This is a genomic window from Streptomyces sp. NPDC005303, assembly GCF_040607335.1.
Taxonomy (GTDB): domain Bacteria; phylum Actinomycetota; class Actinomycetes; order Streptomycetales; family Streptomycetaceae; genus Streptomyces.
This window is the reverse complement of the sequence record NZ_JBEXGM010000031.1, coordinates 1-12,555: the sequence shown is the minus strand read 5'-3', so window position 1 is coordinate 12,555 and position 12,555 is coordinate 1. Positions and strand designations below refer to the sequence as shown.

Sequence of the window (12,555 nt, the reverse complement as noted above, 5' to 3'; positions counted from 1 at the left end):
GGCATCCCAGACCGACGAGGAGTAGCCATGGCACTGCATACAGAGACGGCCGAGCCGATTCTCGGTATCCGGGCGGCGCGCTGCTGGTTCCCGGAGAAGACGCGTACACCCGCGGACGAGGTCCGGACCGGGAACCTCACCGCCGAGCAGGCGGCCCGGCACGGTGATGTGACGCTGCACATCAGCCGCTGGTGGGACACCGAGTCCGCGCCGGCGATGGCCGTGGCCGCCGGCCGCGCGGCGCTGTCGGCGTCGGGGGTGCCCGGCGACGCCATCGGGTTGCTGGCCTACGCATGGACGAACTACCAGGGCAATCCCTTCTTCACCGCGGCACACTGCGTCGCGGAGGGGCTGGATCTCCCGCGCTCGTGCGCACCGGTCGGCATTCAGCAGGCCTGCAACGGTGCGGCGATGGCCTTCTCCCTCGCGGCCGGTCAGCTGCGGCTGGACGAGCACTCCCACGCGTTGATCGTGGCGGCGGACCGGTTCGAGGCGCCCGCCGTCGACCACTGGCGCAGCCACATCATGCTCGCCTACGGCGACGGCGCGTCGGCCGCGGTCGTCGGGCAGCCTGGCCCCGGCGACGCGTTCCACCTGCTGGCCATCGAGCACGTCGCCGCACCGGAGCTGTGGCGCACCCGTGACGACTACGACGGCTTCGGCCCGCAACCGGCGTTGGCGCCGCCGTACATCAACGCGATGCCGACCACGAAGTTCTCCGACGAAGGCGGGCGACCCCGCCTGCGCGCGGTGTCGCACGAGTGCATCACCGAGGCGGTGGACAAGGCTCTGGACCGCGCCCGGTTGGCGCCGGGTGATCCGCGGATAGCCAGGGTGCTCGCCCCGCGGCTGAGCCACAAGGTGCGCGAGCTGATGATCGGGCCGATCGAGGACAAGTACAGCGATCGGATCGTCTGCCACTACAGCGCGTCGGGACACCTCGGCGCGGGCGACTTCCTCGCCAACATCGCCGAGGCCGAGACGGCGGGCGATCTCGCGCCGGGGGACATCGTGCTCGTCCTCGGAGCCGGCGGCGGCTACTCCTACACCTGCGCGGTGTTGCAGGTGCCGCAGGAGCGTGCGGCATGACCCGACTCGCGATCACCGGGATGGGGTTCACGCTGCCGGGCGGGGTCCGTACCGCGGACGACTTCTGGGGACGAGTACGTGCTGGGAAGTCGGCGCTCACACCGCATTCGGCGTTCAACGACCGCGGTGTGCCGACCGTGATGGCGGGACAGCTCACGCACGACCCAGTGGTCGGGGGGCTGGACCCGAAACACGCGAGCAAGTATTCGCGCGAGATCCTCGCAGCGCTCGCGAGCATCGACGAGGCGTTGGCCGACGCCGGTGTCGGTGACTTCGATCCGCACCGCGCCGGTGTCGTCGCTTCGTCATCGCGCGGCCCGCTGCAGTGGTGGGAGCGGGAGTTCGCCTCGGCGTCCGGGATCGGGCGGGTGCTGGGCGGTCTGCCGGGCGCACCGGCGAGCATCGCGGCCATCCGCACCGGCGTCCAGGGCTACGTCACCACGGTGTCGTCGGCCTGTGTCGGCGGCACTCATGCGCTGCGGTCGGCTGCGGCGGAGCTACGGTCCGACGAGGCCGACGTCATGATCGTCGTGGGACACGAGTTCCCGCTGACCGCCGACCTGCTGAAGGTGTACACCGACCCGAAGTCACGGGTGCTGAGCCTGGGCACAACCGCGGCGGACTCGATCCGTCCCTACGACGCCAACCGCGATGGCACCGCCCTCGGCGAGGGCGCCGTCGCCCTCGTCCTCGAACGGGAAGCCGACGCGGTGGCCCGTGGTGCGCACATCTACGCGTTCGTGCTGGCGACCGGCGTCGCCAACGAAGCGGCTCACCCGACGACGATGGAGCTGTCGGGCGAGAAGACCGCAGTGCTCGCCGAACGGGTGATCAAGAAGTCGAACCTGTCGGTCGGCGACATCGGCTATGTGTGCGGTCACGGTACGGGCACCCGGTCGAACGATGTTGCCGAGAGCCGGGCGGTCCGGCGCGTTTTCGGCGACCGCACCGATGTGCCGCTGACGTCGGTAAAGCCGATCTTCGGGCACTTGTTCGGAGCTTCTTCGCTGGTCAACATCGCCGCGACGGCCTCCATGCTCGACGCGCAGACGATCGCGCCGACGGCCAACAGTGCACAGGCCGATGCCGAGTGCGGGCTCGACTCCGTATTCGGCGGCGCACGCGCCGCCGAGCTGCCGGCCGCGCTGTCGTTCGCGTTCGCGCTGGGCAGCCAGTCCTCGGCGGTGGCCCTGGCGGCGCCGAGGTGACCGCCCCCTCCGACGGGTCCATGGCCCTGGCGACGATCGGGCACGCGTACGCGCGGGAATCAGTGCGCGTCGGTGAGCAGCTGAAGTCGAGGCTGACGACGCTGTACGACGTGCCGACGGGCATGACCTTTGCGCAGTACCGGGCGACGATCCGGTTCGGCGACGACGTCACGGTGCCGGCCGCGCGAGATCTGACCATCGGGGGTGTGCCTGTCCGTTCGTTCACCCCCGATGCGCCCTCGCGTGGCGAGTACGTGCATCTGCACGGGGGCGGGTGGTGTCTGGGCAGTCACACGATGCACGACGAGACGCTGCAACAGCTCGCCGATCGCACCGCACTGACGGTGACTTCTGTCGGCTATCGGATGGCGCCCGAACACCGTTACCCGGCGTGTCTCGATGACGTGCTCGCCGTTGCCCGCGCGGTCAGTGAGCGTCCGGGCGCGGGATTCCTGGCGATCGGAGGCGAGTCCGCCGGTGCACACCTCGCCGCCATGGCTGTGATCGAGCTGCCGAAACGCCTGGGGCGGCAACCCTTCTCCGCGGTGTCGCTCAACTATGGTGCCTTCGATCTCACTGCCGGGTTCGACCGCGCGCTCGCGCTCCTGATGCCCGGCGCCGGTCCTGCGGACCGGCGGGCCGCCTCGCCGCTGCTCGCCGAGCTGAACGGTGTGCCGCCCGCACGGTTCTGCGTCGGCACCGGCGACGCACTGCTCGCGCAGACCTTGTCGATGGAGGCGCGGTGGCGTGAGCACGCATCGACCGAACTGGATGTCTTTGCCGGGGCGGCACATGCGTTCACCACGATTCGGTCGACGGCTGCCCGGGCGGCGAAAATTCGTGAGGCAGAGTTCTTGTGCCGTCGGCGCGACAGCAAACGGTACCCATCAACACGGCAAGGCGGTATCCAGGAATGATCGAACTGAAGAAGCTGGATCTGTGGAACGACATGTGGAACGGTGCGCTCGATCTCGCGGACGAGATCTGCTCCCCGGAGTTCACGATCTACTTCGGCCGTGACGCCTCGACTCACAACGGGGACGACATCACCGGTCCCACACAGCTGAAGACGTTCGTCCGTGATTTCCGGGCATCGATGAACAACGATCTGGAATTCTCGCTCGTCCGCAATTTCGTGGATCCCAGCACAGACTTTGCCGTGTCCCTGTGGAACCTGCGCATCGGCCAAGACCGAGTCGTCGGCGGAATTGATGTTTTCGAGTTCGACGATGCCGACCGAATCCGCAAGGTGTACTCGGTGACGGGGCAACGCGGCATCGCCGAGTAACCGTCGGCTCGGACGTGCTGCATCCCGGGGTTGGGGCTGGTAGCAGCAGGTGTTCGGCAGGCGGGACAGGGCTCCGGTGCGGGGCACGTCGCCCTGGCGGAACCGGCGGGTCGGATCCGGTCGCAGACTGGTCCACGCGTCCGTTCCTGCGGTGGGCCCGCCGTCGCATGCGGCGGCGGGCCCTGGCCGCGTTCTCAGGCCGCGTACAGATCGAACGTGGAGCCGCGGTGGTCGTTGGTGAACACTTCGAGGTGGGGGTCGACGGTGAGGATCGCCTGGTGGAGCCGTTGCAGCTGGGGTGAGGGTTCCACGCCCAGCTCCTCTATCAGGCGGATTCGCAGTTTGCGGTAGACGTCCAGGGCACACGCTTGGCGGCCGGAGCGGTAGAGCGCGACCATCGCCTGTGAGTGCAGCCCCTCGTGCTGCGGGTGACGTGAGATCAGGTCGAACAGTTCGGCGATCAGCCGTGAGTGCTTGCCCAAGCGGAGATCGGCATCGATGCGGCGCTCCGTGGTGACCAGCCGGGACTCCTCAAGGCGCATGACCTCGATCTCCAGGATCGGCCCGACGCGTACGTCGACGAGGGCCGGCCCCTGCCACAGGGACAGCGCCTTGGAGAAGGCCCCGGAGGCCTGGTCGTCCCGGTTCTGTTCGAAGGCGCTCTGCGCACAGGCCACCAGCCGCTCGTACTCGCGCACATCGGAGCAGGCCGGTTCGGCCTGGAGCACGTAACCGCCGTGCCGGGTGGCGAGCACGTCCTTGGCCGTTGCCGGTGTGTCCGGGCCCATGGCGGTTCCGAGCCGTCGGCGCAGTTGGAGTATGTATGTCTGGAGCGTGGTCAGTGCGCTCGCAGGCGGTTCCGTACCCCAGATCTCGTCCATCAGTGTGGAAACCGGTAATACCCTTCCTGGATGGAGCGCGAGGAGGGCCAGGATCTGCCGCGGTTTCCCCGCAGTCGGAACGATGGACTCTCCTCGGACGGTTGCCCCGAGGGGGCCAAGAAGCTGAATCTCCACAATTTCTCCCCGTTTCTCGTCGCGCTAGGTCGAGTCAACGATGAGTCAAGAGTCGACGTCAAGGGTGCATTGACCCGTTCCGCGCTCTCGGCGCTTGCTTATCCACTAGCGCTCGACTGCGTCTCCACTCCGGAAGCTATTAAACATGCCAAGAGTCGGTGATTTAGTCGCATTTCGGATATCTATTTAAATGCACCCTCCGCGTATTTCTTTGCGAGGTTGAGTGTCGCGGTGCTGTTTCGGCCGAGTGCCTCGCGCACGTATTCGCGGGCCCTGGCCACGTCGGCGTTTTCGCCGAGTACCCGCCGGATGTTCTCCTCGCGCAGAATGACGCTGTGGTGCGAGGTGACCGTCATGCCCGACACATCGGGGACGACCTGCCACTCCCCGATGTGGGCCGACATCAGCGCGGGCGTCACGGTCTGCTTGTAGACGATGCGTCCGGCATGCGGGAAGCAGACGCGGACCGATTCGGTGGTGTGGGTGGAGCCGTCCGAGGTGCGGGTGTCCATGGACATTACCTGGACGCCGGGCTCGTCCTCGACCACATCCAGCCGGGTGACGTGCGGGACGAGCTCGGACCAGTCACGCACCCGGTAGAGGAACTCGTAGACCCGCTCGGCGGGGCCGTCGACCCGGACGGAGTCCTCGAAGGACAGCACCAGGTCGTCCAGGCGTGCCCAGCGCTCGGCAAGGTCCTTGAGACTCGCGAGTTCCGCACGGCTGTTGGTGTCGGTCGCCTGCTCGACCCACGCCACGCCGGAGGCCGAGTCGCCCTCGACCGTGAAGTCGTGCAGCAGGATCAGTCTTGACTCCGCCGCGCCCAGCGGCTCGACGATCCAGGTGCCGCCCATGGTCTTCACCGGAGCCGTGGACTGCTCCTGGCGGAACTTCACCCGCCGCCGTTCCGGGTCCAGCACCCGGCGCGAGGTCCAGGACTTCGTCCGGCCGTTGGCTGTGGCCCAGATCCTCAGCCGTTCCTGCCGGCCGTCGGACTCCAGCTCTTCCACATGGATGTTCGGCGGGAAGTACAGCGGCCACCTGACCGCGTTGGAGACGATCCCGTAGACCACGCTCGCGGGCGCCGCCACGTCGATCTCGTGCGTCGTACGGTGCACTCGCTCAGTAGTCATCTCATCAGCCTCTTTCCACATCAGAAGTTGCCCAGGCCGCCGCAGACGTTGAGCGCCTGCGCGGTGATGGAGGCGGCCTGCTCTGTGGTCAGATAACCGACGAGGCCCGCCACCTCCTCGGGGGTGGAGTAGCGCCCGAGCGGGATCTTCGCCTCGAACTGCTGCCGCACGTCGTCCTCCGTGGTGTCCCAGACGGCGGCGTAGCCCTGGCGGACCCGCTCGGCCAGGGGGGTTTCGACATAGCCGGGGCAGACGGCGTTCACGGTGATGCCGGCCGGGGCGAGCTCCTTGCCCAGGGCCTTGGTGAAGCCGACGACGCCGTGCTTGGACGCGGAGTAGGGGGCGCCCAGCAAGACGCCCTGCTTACCGGCGGTCGAGGCGACGTTGATGATCCGGCCGTAGTCGGCATCCGCCAGACCCCCGAGGGTGAGGACCCCGCGGGTCACCAGGAAGACGCTGTTGAGGTTGGTGTCGATGACGTCGTACCAGAGCTCGTCCGTGATACCGGCCGTGGGACCGCCTCCGCTGCGTCCCGCATTGTTGACCAGGACGTTGACCGGGCCGAAGGTGGCCACCACGGTACGGACCAGGGCCGCCACGGAGTCGGCGGAGCGCACGTCCGCGGCCATGCCAGCCACCTCAAGGCCCGCCCCGCGCAGCTCCTTGACGGTCTGTTCGACCTTGTCCTCACTGCGGGCGCAGAGGAAGACACGGTGTCCGCGCCGGCCGAGTTCCTGTGCCACAGCGAGGCCGATGCCACTTGTGCCCCCGGTGACCAGGGTCACCGGGTTCGTCACTGTCGTCATTCGGTCTACCTCCCAAGCGGCGATGGTGCCTTCGACCGTGGCCCGGACCGCTCGAAGTCCGGACGAAGATCGCTCGAGGGGCGGCTCGACGAGGCCTCGAAGCCCGCTCGACCTGAGTGCCGGACAGTGGTGGAAATCGACGGATCGGAGATGTCCATGACCATCCATACCGCTGTCCAGCCGCAGGCCACAGGCGTGTTCGCCACCCTGTACGCGCAGGTGCAGCAGTTCTACGCCCACCAGATGCAGCTGCTGGACCTCGGCGAGTGCGAGCGGTGGGCGGCGACCTTCACCGAGGACGCCACCTTCGACGTGCCGACGTTGCCCGAGCCGGTGGTCGGCCGGGCGGCCCTGGCCACGGCCACCAGCCGCACGGCGGCCCAGCTGGCGGCGAACGGCACTCGGCACCGGCATTTCGTGGGCATGTTCGACGTCGCGGAGCAGCCGGACGGAACGGTGGGCGTGCGCTCGTACGCCATCGTGTACGCCTCGCAGATCGGCGGTGAGTCGCAGGTGCACCGAGTGTGCGTCTGTGACGACGTGCTGGTGCGGGTGAGCGGCGGACTCCAGGTCGCCACCCGCAGGGTCACCCGTGACGACCTCGCCTGAGCGGGGCTCAAGCGGCTCGCGTGCGTGTCTCCATCACGGGCCGTCAGGCTCCCCTTCAACAAACCGCTCTACGACATTGGGGTGTTCCGGCATGCAGCAGGCGACAATCATCACTCCGGAGGTCTCGGCCCACCGGGAGGCGGTCCAGCGCGCGGCCGACCGTCTCATCGAGTTGGGCGCCGCCGGCGTGCAGTTCCGGGTCACCCGGGGGGAGCACGCGTTCGTAGTCACCTCCGGCGTCGCGGAACTGGGTACGGACCGGCCGGTTCCCGAGGACGGCCGTTTCCGGATCTCCTGCATCACCAAGCCGTTCGTATCCGTCGTGGTGCTGCAGTTGGTCGCCGAGGGCCGGATCGAGCTGGACCGCACCGTGGAGAGTTACCTCCCGGGGCTGCTGCCGTATGGAGAGCGGATCACCGTCCGCAACCTGATGCAGCACACCAGCGGCCTCTACAACTACGCCGACTCGTTCCAGAAGCCGGGCGACCGTTTTCTGCGCGACCGCTACAAGCACTACGAGCCCGAGGACCTGATCGCCATCGCGTCCGGCAAGCCGCTGGAATTCGAGCCGGGGAAGGAGTTCGCCTACTGCAACACCAATTACTTCATCATCGGTCTGCTCATCGGGAAGGTGACCGGCCGCTCGTACCGCGAGGAGATCCGCGAGCGTGTCCTGGAGCCGCTCGGGCTCAAGGAGACCACGCTGCCGGGCGATGCCCCGGAGATTCCCGGACCGCACGCGCACGGTTATATGCGGATCGACGGCCGTACGGAGGACGTCACGCTGATGAACCCCTCCGAGGCCGGCTGCGCGGGCGAGATCATCTCGACCACGGCGGACCTGGACCGGTTCTTGACCGGGCTGTTCGGCGGGGAGCTGCTCGCCGAACCGGAGTTCAAGGAGATGACCACCCCGCTGCCCGGCGAGATGATCAAGGACCTTCCCATGGGCATCGGCTACGGCCTGGGACTGATGAAGCTGCAGAACGACAAGGACCTGGATCTGTGGGGGCACGGGGCGGGCATCCCCGGCTATGCCACGTTCGCGGCGACCACGCCCGACCTGGGGATCCGGGTCCAGCTGTCGATCACGTTGGACCAGGACTTCACCAAGGAGGCCGAGCAGGCGGTCATTCGGGGCGTCAACACCGCCGTCTGCTTCTGAGGCCGGCGTCATGTCCCCTTCCGCCGACAGGGCGGTTGTCATCACCGGCGGCGGCACCGGAATCGGCCGTGCCACGGCGCACGCGTTCCATGAGGACGGGGCGCATGTGCTGATCGTGGGCCGCACGGAGGAGACCCTCGAAGCCACTGCTCATGGGTACGACAGGATGCGCTGCCTCACCGCCGACGTCCGCGCACCTGGCGCGCCCGAGGAGATCGTCTCGGCGGCTCTGCGGGAGTTCGGCAGGATCGACGTACTCGTCAACAACGCGGCAGTCACCGGATTCGCGTCGCTGGACGGACTCGACCGGGCCGCTGTCGAGGCCCAGTTGGGCACGAACCTGATCGGCCCGCTGTTTCTGACCCAGCGCGCGCTCGACGCGCTGGAGGCCACCCGGGGCACGGTGGTGAACATCGGCTCGGCGGGCGCGCTCGGTCGACGAGCCTGGCCGGAGAACTCCGTGTACGGCATGGCCAAGGCCGCCCTCGACTTCCTCACCCGCACCTGGGCCGTGGAGCTGGCCCCGCGCGGCATCCGCTGCGTGGGCCTCGCACCCGGGGTGGTCGACACCGGCGTCGGGGTACGGGCGGGAATGCCTCCCGAGGCGTACGACGCCTTCCTGGCACAGATGGCCGAGCGAATTCCGTCGGGCCGGGTCGGCCGACCCGGCGACATCGCCTGGTGGATCGTGCAGCTGACGCGGCCGGCGGCCGGATACGCCAACGGCACGGTGCTGGCGGTGGACGGCGCGCTCTCGGTGACCTGAGGCGGCCCGGGGCCGGCATATGGATCGGGGCGGAGGACCGGGGGTGACCCCGACCCTCCGCCCCTTTCTCGCACCCGGGGTCAGTGGGCGACCGTGGCGGTGACGTACCGGACCGGCACATCGATCCGCACCGGACCATCGCCGTCGCGCAGAGCGTCGAGGGCGGTGACGAGGCGGGTGCGCAGGGCCGAGGCCTCGGCCTCAGGCAGGTGCTGCCACAGCAGGCGCATGCCCTGGGTGTGTGACCAGTCGACCCATGTCGCACCGGAGATCGCGGTCATTCGTACCGGCTCGTCGGTTGTCTTCACGTCCGTGAACCCTGCCCGCTCCAACGCGGCCGTCAGGTCGGCCGGGTCCTCCAGCCAGGAGTGCAGCTGCCGGTGCAGCTGTTCCGGGTGCCAGGACTCGGGCAGATACCGGAGCAGGTCCAGTGGAATCAACTCGGTGAACATCGGCGGAAGGAACGGGAAGGTGCCACGGGAGAAGACCGGACTGGTGAAGCCGATCCGACCGCCCTCGGCCAGCAGACCGGCATAACGGGCGAGTGCGGCACGCGCGTCGGGCAGGAAGATCACGCTGTAGCTGCCGAGCACCAGGTCGAAGGAGCGGAGCGGAAGGGCGGGGTTCTCACCGTCCATCACCCGCAGTTCCACGTTTCCGACGCTCTGCCGGGCGGCCTCGCGCCGAGCCTCCTCGACCATCGCGGGGGCGATGTCGATGCCCAGGGCGTGCCCCGCCGGACCGATCATCTGGGCCGCGGGCAGCAGGGTCGCGCCGAGTCCGCAGCCGATGTCGAGCAGCCGTTCTCCAGGCCGAGGCGCGGCCCGCTCGACCAGTCGGCGGCCCATGGGGGTGAAGAATTCCACGCCCATCCGGTCGTAGGTGGCCGCGGCGCGGTTGAAGGCATCGGTGACTTTCATCTTGTAAGCGGCGGTGTCCATGGCTTCTCGTCACTCCTGTTCGATACGGAGAATCAGGCCTGAGTCTTATCGTCCGGGCCGTGGCACGTGCTCCGCCGGAAAACGCTTCGAATACCGCTCGAGGGCCGCTCGAATCCATTTCGACAAATGGACTTCCGGGGAATCTCATACTTGTCCGCCGACATGTGGTGCCGCAGGATTGCATAGAAAGTTCATGGCATTACCCCATGGCATTCGAAAGGCATCCGATGAGCAATCAGACAGACGCTGTACGCCGACTGATAAAGGCGTACAACACGGGAGAAACCGACGATGTCGCGGAATACGTTCACCCGGAATACCTGAACCCGGCGGCGCTGGAGCACATGGATGTGCGGGGACCCGAGTCCTTCGCGATGGCCGTCAAATGGCTGCGGATGACGTTTTCTGAGGAGGCCCGCCTGGAAGAGGTGCTGATCGAGGAGCGCGGCGACTGGGTCCGGGCCCATCTCGTGTTGTACGGCCGGCACGTCGGCGATCTCGTCGGCATGGCCCCGACCGGGCGGGTTTTCTCCGGTGAGCAGATCCATCTGTTCCGGCTCGTCGACGGGAAGATCCGCGACCACCGAGACTGGCCCGACTACCAGGGCACCTACCGGCAGCTCGGGTCGCCGTGGCCGGAGCCGCAGGGCTGGAGGGCCTGACCGATGATTCTGATCACCGGAGCCACTGGCAAGGTCGGCCGCGAGGCCACCCGGCAACTCCTCGAACTGGGTTCGGACGTCCGCGCGTTGAGCCGCACACCCGGGCAGACCGGGCTGCCCGGAGGCGTCGAGGTGGTCGCGGGCAGTCCCGCCGACCCCACCTCGCTCGACGCGGCGTTCGCGGGTGTGTCGGCGGCGCTGATCGTGCTCTCCGGCGATGTCGCGGGAGAGGCCGCCAACGTCGCGGCCGCTGCGCGCAAGGCGGGCCTCGGCCGGATCGTGCTGCTGTCGTCTGCGAGCGTCCTGCATCCGGTGCCGCACGGCATCGCGGACGAGCACCGTGCCGCCGAGGAGGCGGTGCTCGGCTCTGGCGCGGCCTGGACATTTCTGCGTCCCGGTCCGTTCCACGCCAACACGTCCTGGTGGACCAGGACGATCCGGGAGAACGGCTCGGTGCGCTGCTGGATCGGGAACAACCCGGGGGCGCCCGTGGACGAGTACGACATCGCCTCGTCGGCCGTCTCGGCGCTCACCCAGGACGGTCACGAGAGTAGGTCGTACCTGCTCACCGGTCCGCAGACGCTCACCTCGCGGGAGCAGGCCCGGATCCTCGGGGACGTCCTGGGACGGGAGCTGGAGTTCTCGGTGGCGCCCGCCGAGGAGGTCGTGGAGGTCTTCTCCGGGATCACCGGCGACCGCGCCGCCGCGGTGACCAATGTCGCGGCGCTGCGCAGCCCCCGGGTGCCCTGGGCCGAGCCGACGACCGCGGTGCGTGACCTCACGGGGCGCGAGCCGCGCCCGTACCGGCGGTGGGCCGTGGAGAACGCTGCGCTGTTCGCGTCGGCGGCGCCGGAGAGTCGGAACAGTCGGAGGGGAGTGCTGAATGAACAGCGGTGACGAGAGGGCCGGGCCGGTTCTCGTGACGGGGGCGACCGGTCTGCAGGGCGGGGCCGTGGCGCGGGAACTCGTCCGCCGGGGCCGCGCCACTGCGGCCCTGGTACGGAACCCGGACTCCGCCGCGGCCAGGAAGCTGGCGGAGCGGGGAGTGACCCTGGTCCGCGGCGACCTGGACGATGAGGCGTCGTTGCGGGCCGCGATGGACGGGGTGAGCGGTGTCTTCTCGGCGCAGACCTTCATGACGCCGGCCGGGCTCGGCGGCGAGGTCCGTCAGGGGCGCGCCGTGGCGCGAGCGGCCCTGGCCGCCGGTGTGGCCCACGTGGTCTACACCTCGGTCGGTGGCGCCGAGCGGCACAGCGGCGTACCGCACTTCGACTCCAAGCGGGGCATCGAGCGATACCTCACCGAACTCGGAGTGCCGACCACCGTGCTGCGCCCGACCTTCTTCATGGACAACTTCGCGGCCCACGGCGTGCCTTCGGAGGACGGCACGCTGGTGGTGAGGCTCGCCCTGAAGCCGGACACCCGGGTGCAGTTCATCGCCGTTGACGACATCGGGTTCTTTGCCGCGCAGGCCTTCGAGCGTCCGCGGGAGTATCTGGGGCGGGCGGTGGAGATTGCCGGGGACGAGCTGACGGCGACCGAGGTGGCCGAGGCGTTCGCGAAGCGCACGGGGCTGCCGGCGCGCTTCGAGGAGTTGGCGCTGGACACCGTCGCGGTCAACCCGCACATCCCTCACGCGCCCGAGATCTCGCTGATGTTCGAGTGGTTCCAGGAGCATGGTTATCGCGCGGACATCCCCGCGCTGCGGGCCGAGCACCCGGGGCTGATGGACTTCGCCACGTATCTCGAGGGCGTCGAGATCGCGTAGCCGGGAACGACAGAGGTGCCCCGGACCGGCCGACAGCCGTGATCCGCCTGGAACACGGGCAGCCGATCCGCTTCGGCACCGACCTGTCCAAGGGCGTGGTGCGG

General features: G+C 68.6%; 14 protein-coding genes. 10 read left to right on the top strand and 4 right to left on the bottom strand.

Translation table 11 applies throughout. The annotated features are described in order from the left end of the window. The first annotated feature begins 27 nt into the window (after positions 1 to 27). From ABZT93_RS31880 to ABZT93_RS31865, 4 genes are read left to right on the top strand one after another with little or no spacing between them, the layout of a single operon-like run. Complete coding sequence (locus ABZT93_RS31880; protein ID WP_356111221.1) at positions 28 to 1,089, top strand: ketoacyl-ACP synthase III family protein; 1,062 nt, start codon at positions 28 to 30, stop codon at positions 1,087 to 1,089. Beyond that, on the top strand, positions 1,086 to 2,297 hold the full coding sequence (locus ABZT93_RS31875) for a beta-ketoacyl-[acyl-carrier-protein] synthase family protein (protein WP_356111219.1): 1,212 nt from the start codon (positions 1,086 to 1,088) through the stop codon (positions 2,295 to 2,297). The genes ABZT93_RS31880 and ABZT93_RS31875 overlap by 4 nt, the downstream gene beginning before the upstream one ends. A gap of 20 nt (positions 2,298 to 2,317) precedes the next feature. Beyond that, positions 2,318 to 3,214 (top strand): alpha/beta hydrolase fold domain-containing protein, encoded by an 897-nt coding sequence (locus tag ABZT93_RS31870; protein WP_356111218.1) that lies wholly within the window; start codon positions 2,318 to 2,320, stop codon positions 3,212 to 3,214. Next, positions 3,211 to 3,585: a nuclear transport factor 2 family protein gene (locus ABZT93_RS31865; protein ID WP_356111216.1), complete on the top strand. Its 375-nt coding sequence runs from the start codon at positions 3,211 to 3,213 to the stop codon at positions 3,583 to 3,585. Before ABZT93_RS31870 ends, ABZT93_RS31865 begins: the two co-directional genes overlap by 4 nt. Positions 3,586 to 3,779: 194 nt before the next feature. On the opposite strand, the gene ABZT93_RS31860 is transcribed toward ABZT93_RS31865, so the two are convergent. From ABZT93_RS31860 to fabG, 3 genes are all read right to left on the bottom strand, one after another. Continuing rightward, positions 3,780 to 4,601, bottom strand: a complete 822-nt coding sequence (locus tag ABZT93_RS31860) for an AfsR/SARP family transcriptional regulator (RefSeq protein WP_356111215.1) — start codon at positions 4,599 to 4,601, stop codon at positions 3,780 to 3,782. A 182-nt stretch (positions 4,602 to 4,783) separates the two neighbouring features. Beyond that, positions 4,784 to 5,734, bottom strand: a complete 951-nt coding sequence (locus ABZT93_RS31855; protein ID WP_356111214.1) for an aromatase/cyclase — start codon at positions 5,732 to 5,734, stop codon at positions 4,784 to 4,786. A gap of 20 nt (positions 5,735 to 5,754) precedes the next feature. Then, positions 5,755 to 6,540: a 3-oxoacyl-ACP reductase FabG gene (fabG, locus tag ABZT93_RS31850; RefSeq protein ID WP_356111212.1), complete on the bottom strand. Its 786-nt coding sequence runs from the start codon at positions 6,538 to 6,540 to the stop codon at positions 5,755 to 5,757. Between the two features lie 156 nt (positions 6,541 to 6,696). Here fabG and ABZT93_RS31845 point away from each other — a divergent pair, with 156 nt between their 5' ends. From ABZT93_RS31845 to ABZT93_RS31835, 3 genes are all read left to right on the top strand, one after another. Next, positions 6,697 to 7,149 carry a nuclear transport factor 2 family protein gene (locus tag ABZT93_RS31845; RefSeq protein ID WP_356111210.1) on the top strand — a complete coding sequence of 151 codons (453 nt, stop codon included), beginning with the start codon at positions 6,697 to 6,699 and terminating at the stop codon, positions 7,147 to 7,149. A 91-nt stretch (positions 7,150 to 7,240) separates the two neighbouring features. Continuing rightward, positions 7,241 to 8,314: a serine hydrolase domain-containing protein gene (locus ABZT93_RS31840; protein WP_356111208.1), complete on the top strand. Its 1,074-nt coding sequence runs from the start codon at positions 7,241 to 7,243 to the stop codon at positions 8,312 to 8,314. A gap of 10 nt (positions 8,315 to 8,324) precedes the next feature. Beyond that, positions 8,325 to 9,080, top strand: coding sequence for an SDR family oxidoreductase (locus tag ABZT93_RS31835; RefSeq protein WP_356111207.1), 756 nt, complete (start codon positions 8,325 to 8,327; stop codon positions 9,078 to 9,080). Positions 9,081 to 9,160: 80 nt separating this feature from the next. Here ABZT93_RS31835 and ABZT93_RS31830 read toward each other — a convergent pair whose 3' ends face one another. Next, a complete protein-coding gene (locus ABZT93_RS31830) occupies positions 9,161 to 10,021 on the bottom strand; it encodes a methyltransferase domain-containing protein (RefSeq protein ID WP_356111205.1) in 861 nt (286 codons plus the stop codon). A 227-nt stretch (positions 10,022 to 10,248) separates the two neighbouring features. Between ABZT93_RS31830 and ABZT93_RS31825 the strand changes: the two genes are divergently transcribed. Genes ABZT93_RS31825 through ABZT93_RS31815 form a run of 3 tightly spaced genes read left to right on the top strand, consistent with a single transcriptional unit; the run spans position 10,249 to position 12,451 of the window. Further along, the gene (locus ABZT93_RS31825) at positions 10,249 to 10,683 is read left to right on the top strand and encodes an ester cyclase (protein ID WP_356111203.1); all 435 of its coding nucleotides are present in this window, start codon (positions 10,249 to 10,251) and stop codon (positions 10,681 to 10,683) included. A 3-nt stretch (positions 10,684 to 10,686) separates the two neighbouring features. Further along, positions 10,687 to 11,580 (top strand): NAD(P)H-binding protein, encoded by an 894-nt coding sequence (locus ABZT93_RS31820; protein WP_356111201.1) that lies wholly within the window; start codon positions 10,687 to 10,689, stop codon positions 11,578 to 11,580. Beyond that, positions 11,567 to 12,451 (top strand): NmrA/HSCARG family protein, encoded by an 885-nt coding sequence (locus tag ABZT93_RS31815; RefSeq protein ID WP_356111199.1) that lies wholly within the window; start codon positions 11,567 to 11,569, stop codon positions 12,449 to 12,451. The genes ABZT93_RS31820 and ABZT93_RS31815 overlap by 14 nt, the downstream gene beginning before the upstream one ends. Positions 12,452 to 12,555 lie beyond the last annotated feature (104 nt).

Excerpts from the sequence above, each read along its gene's own strand:
- ABZT93_RS31835 (WP_356111207.1), top strand. The coding sequence starts at position 8,325 with ATGTCCCCTTCCGCCGACAGGGCGGTTGTCATCACCGGCGGCGGCACC.
- ABZT93_RS31815 (WP_356111199.1), top strand. The coding sequence starts at position 11,567 with ATGAACAGCGGTGACGAGAGGGCCGGGCCGGTTCTCGTGACGGGGGCG.
- ABZT93_RS31870 (WP_356111218.1), top strand. The coding sequence starts at position 2,318 with ATGGCCCTGGCGACGATCGGGCACGCGTACGCGCGGGAATCAGTGCGC.
- ABZT93_RS31825 (WP_356111203.1), top strand. The coding sequence starts at position 10,249 with ATGAGCAATCAGACAGACGCTGTACGCCGACTGATAAAGGCGTACAAC.
- ABZT93_RS31820 (WP_356111201.1), top strand. The coding sequence starts at position 10,687 with ATGATTCTGATCACCGGAGCCACTGGCAAGGTCGGCCGCGAGGCCACC.
- ABZT93_RS31865 (WP_356111216.1), top strand. The coding sequence starts at position 3,211 with ATGATCGAACTGAAGAAGCTGGATCTGTGGAACGACATGTGGAACGGT.
- ABZT93_RS31855 (WP_356111214.1), bottom strand. The coding sequence starts at position 5,734 with ATGACTACTGAGCGAGTGCACCGTACGACGCACGAGATCGACGTGGCG.
- ABZT93_RS31875 (WP_356111219.1), top strand. The coding sequence starts at position 1,086 with ATGACCCGACTCGCGATCACCGGGATGGGGTTCACGCTGCCGGGCGGG.
- ABZT93_RS31840 (WP_356111208.1), top strand. The coding sequence starts at position 7,241 with ATGCAGCAGGCGACAATCATCACTCCGGAGGTCTCGGCCCACCGGGAG.
- ABZT93_RS31845 (WP_356111210.1), top strand. The coding sequence starts at position 6,697 with ATGACCATCCATACCGCTGTCCAGCCGCAGGCCACAGGCGTGTTCGCC.
- ABZT93_RS31880 (WP_356111221.1), top strand. The coding sequence starts at position 28 with ATGGCACTGCATACAGAGACGGCCGAGCCGATTCTCGGTATCCGGGCG.
- ABZT93_RS31830 (WP_356111205.1), bottom strand. The coding sequence starts at position 10,021 with ATGGACACCGCCGCTTACAAGATGAAAGTCACCGATGCCTTCAACCGC.
- fabG (WP_356111212.1), bottom strand. The coding sequence starts at position 6,540 with ATGACGACAGTGACGAACCCGGTGACCCTGGTCACCGGGGGCACAAGT.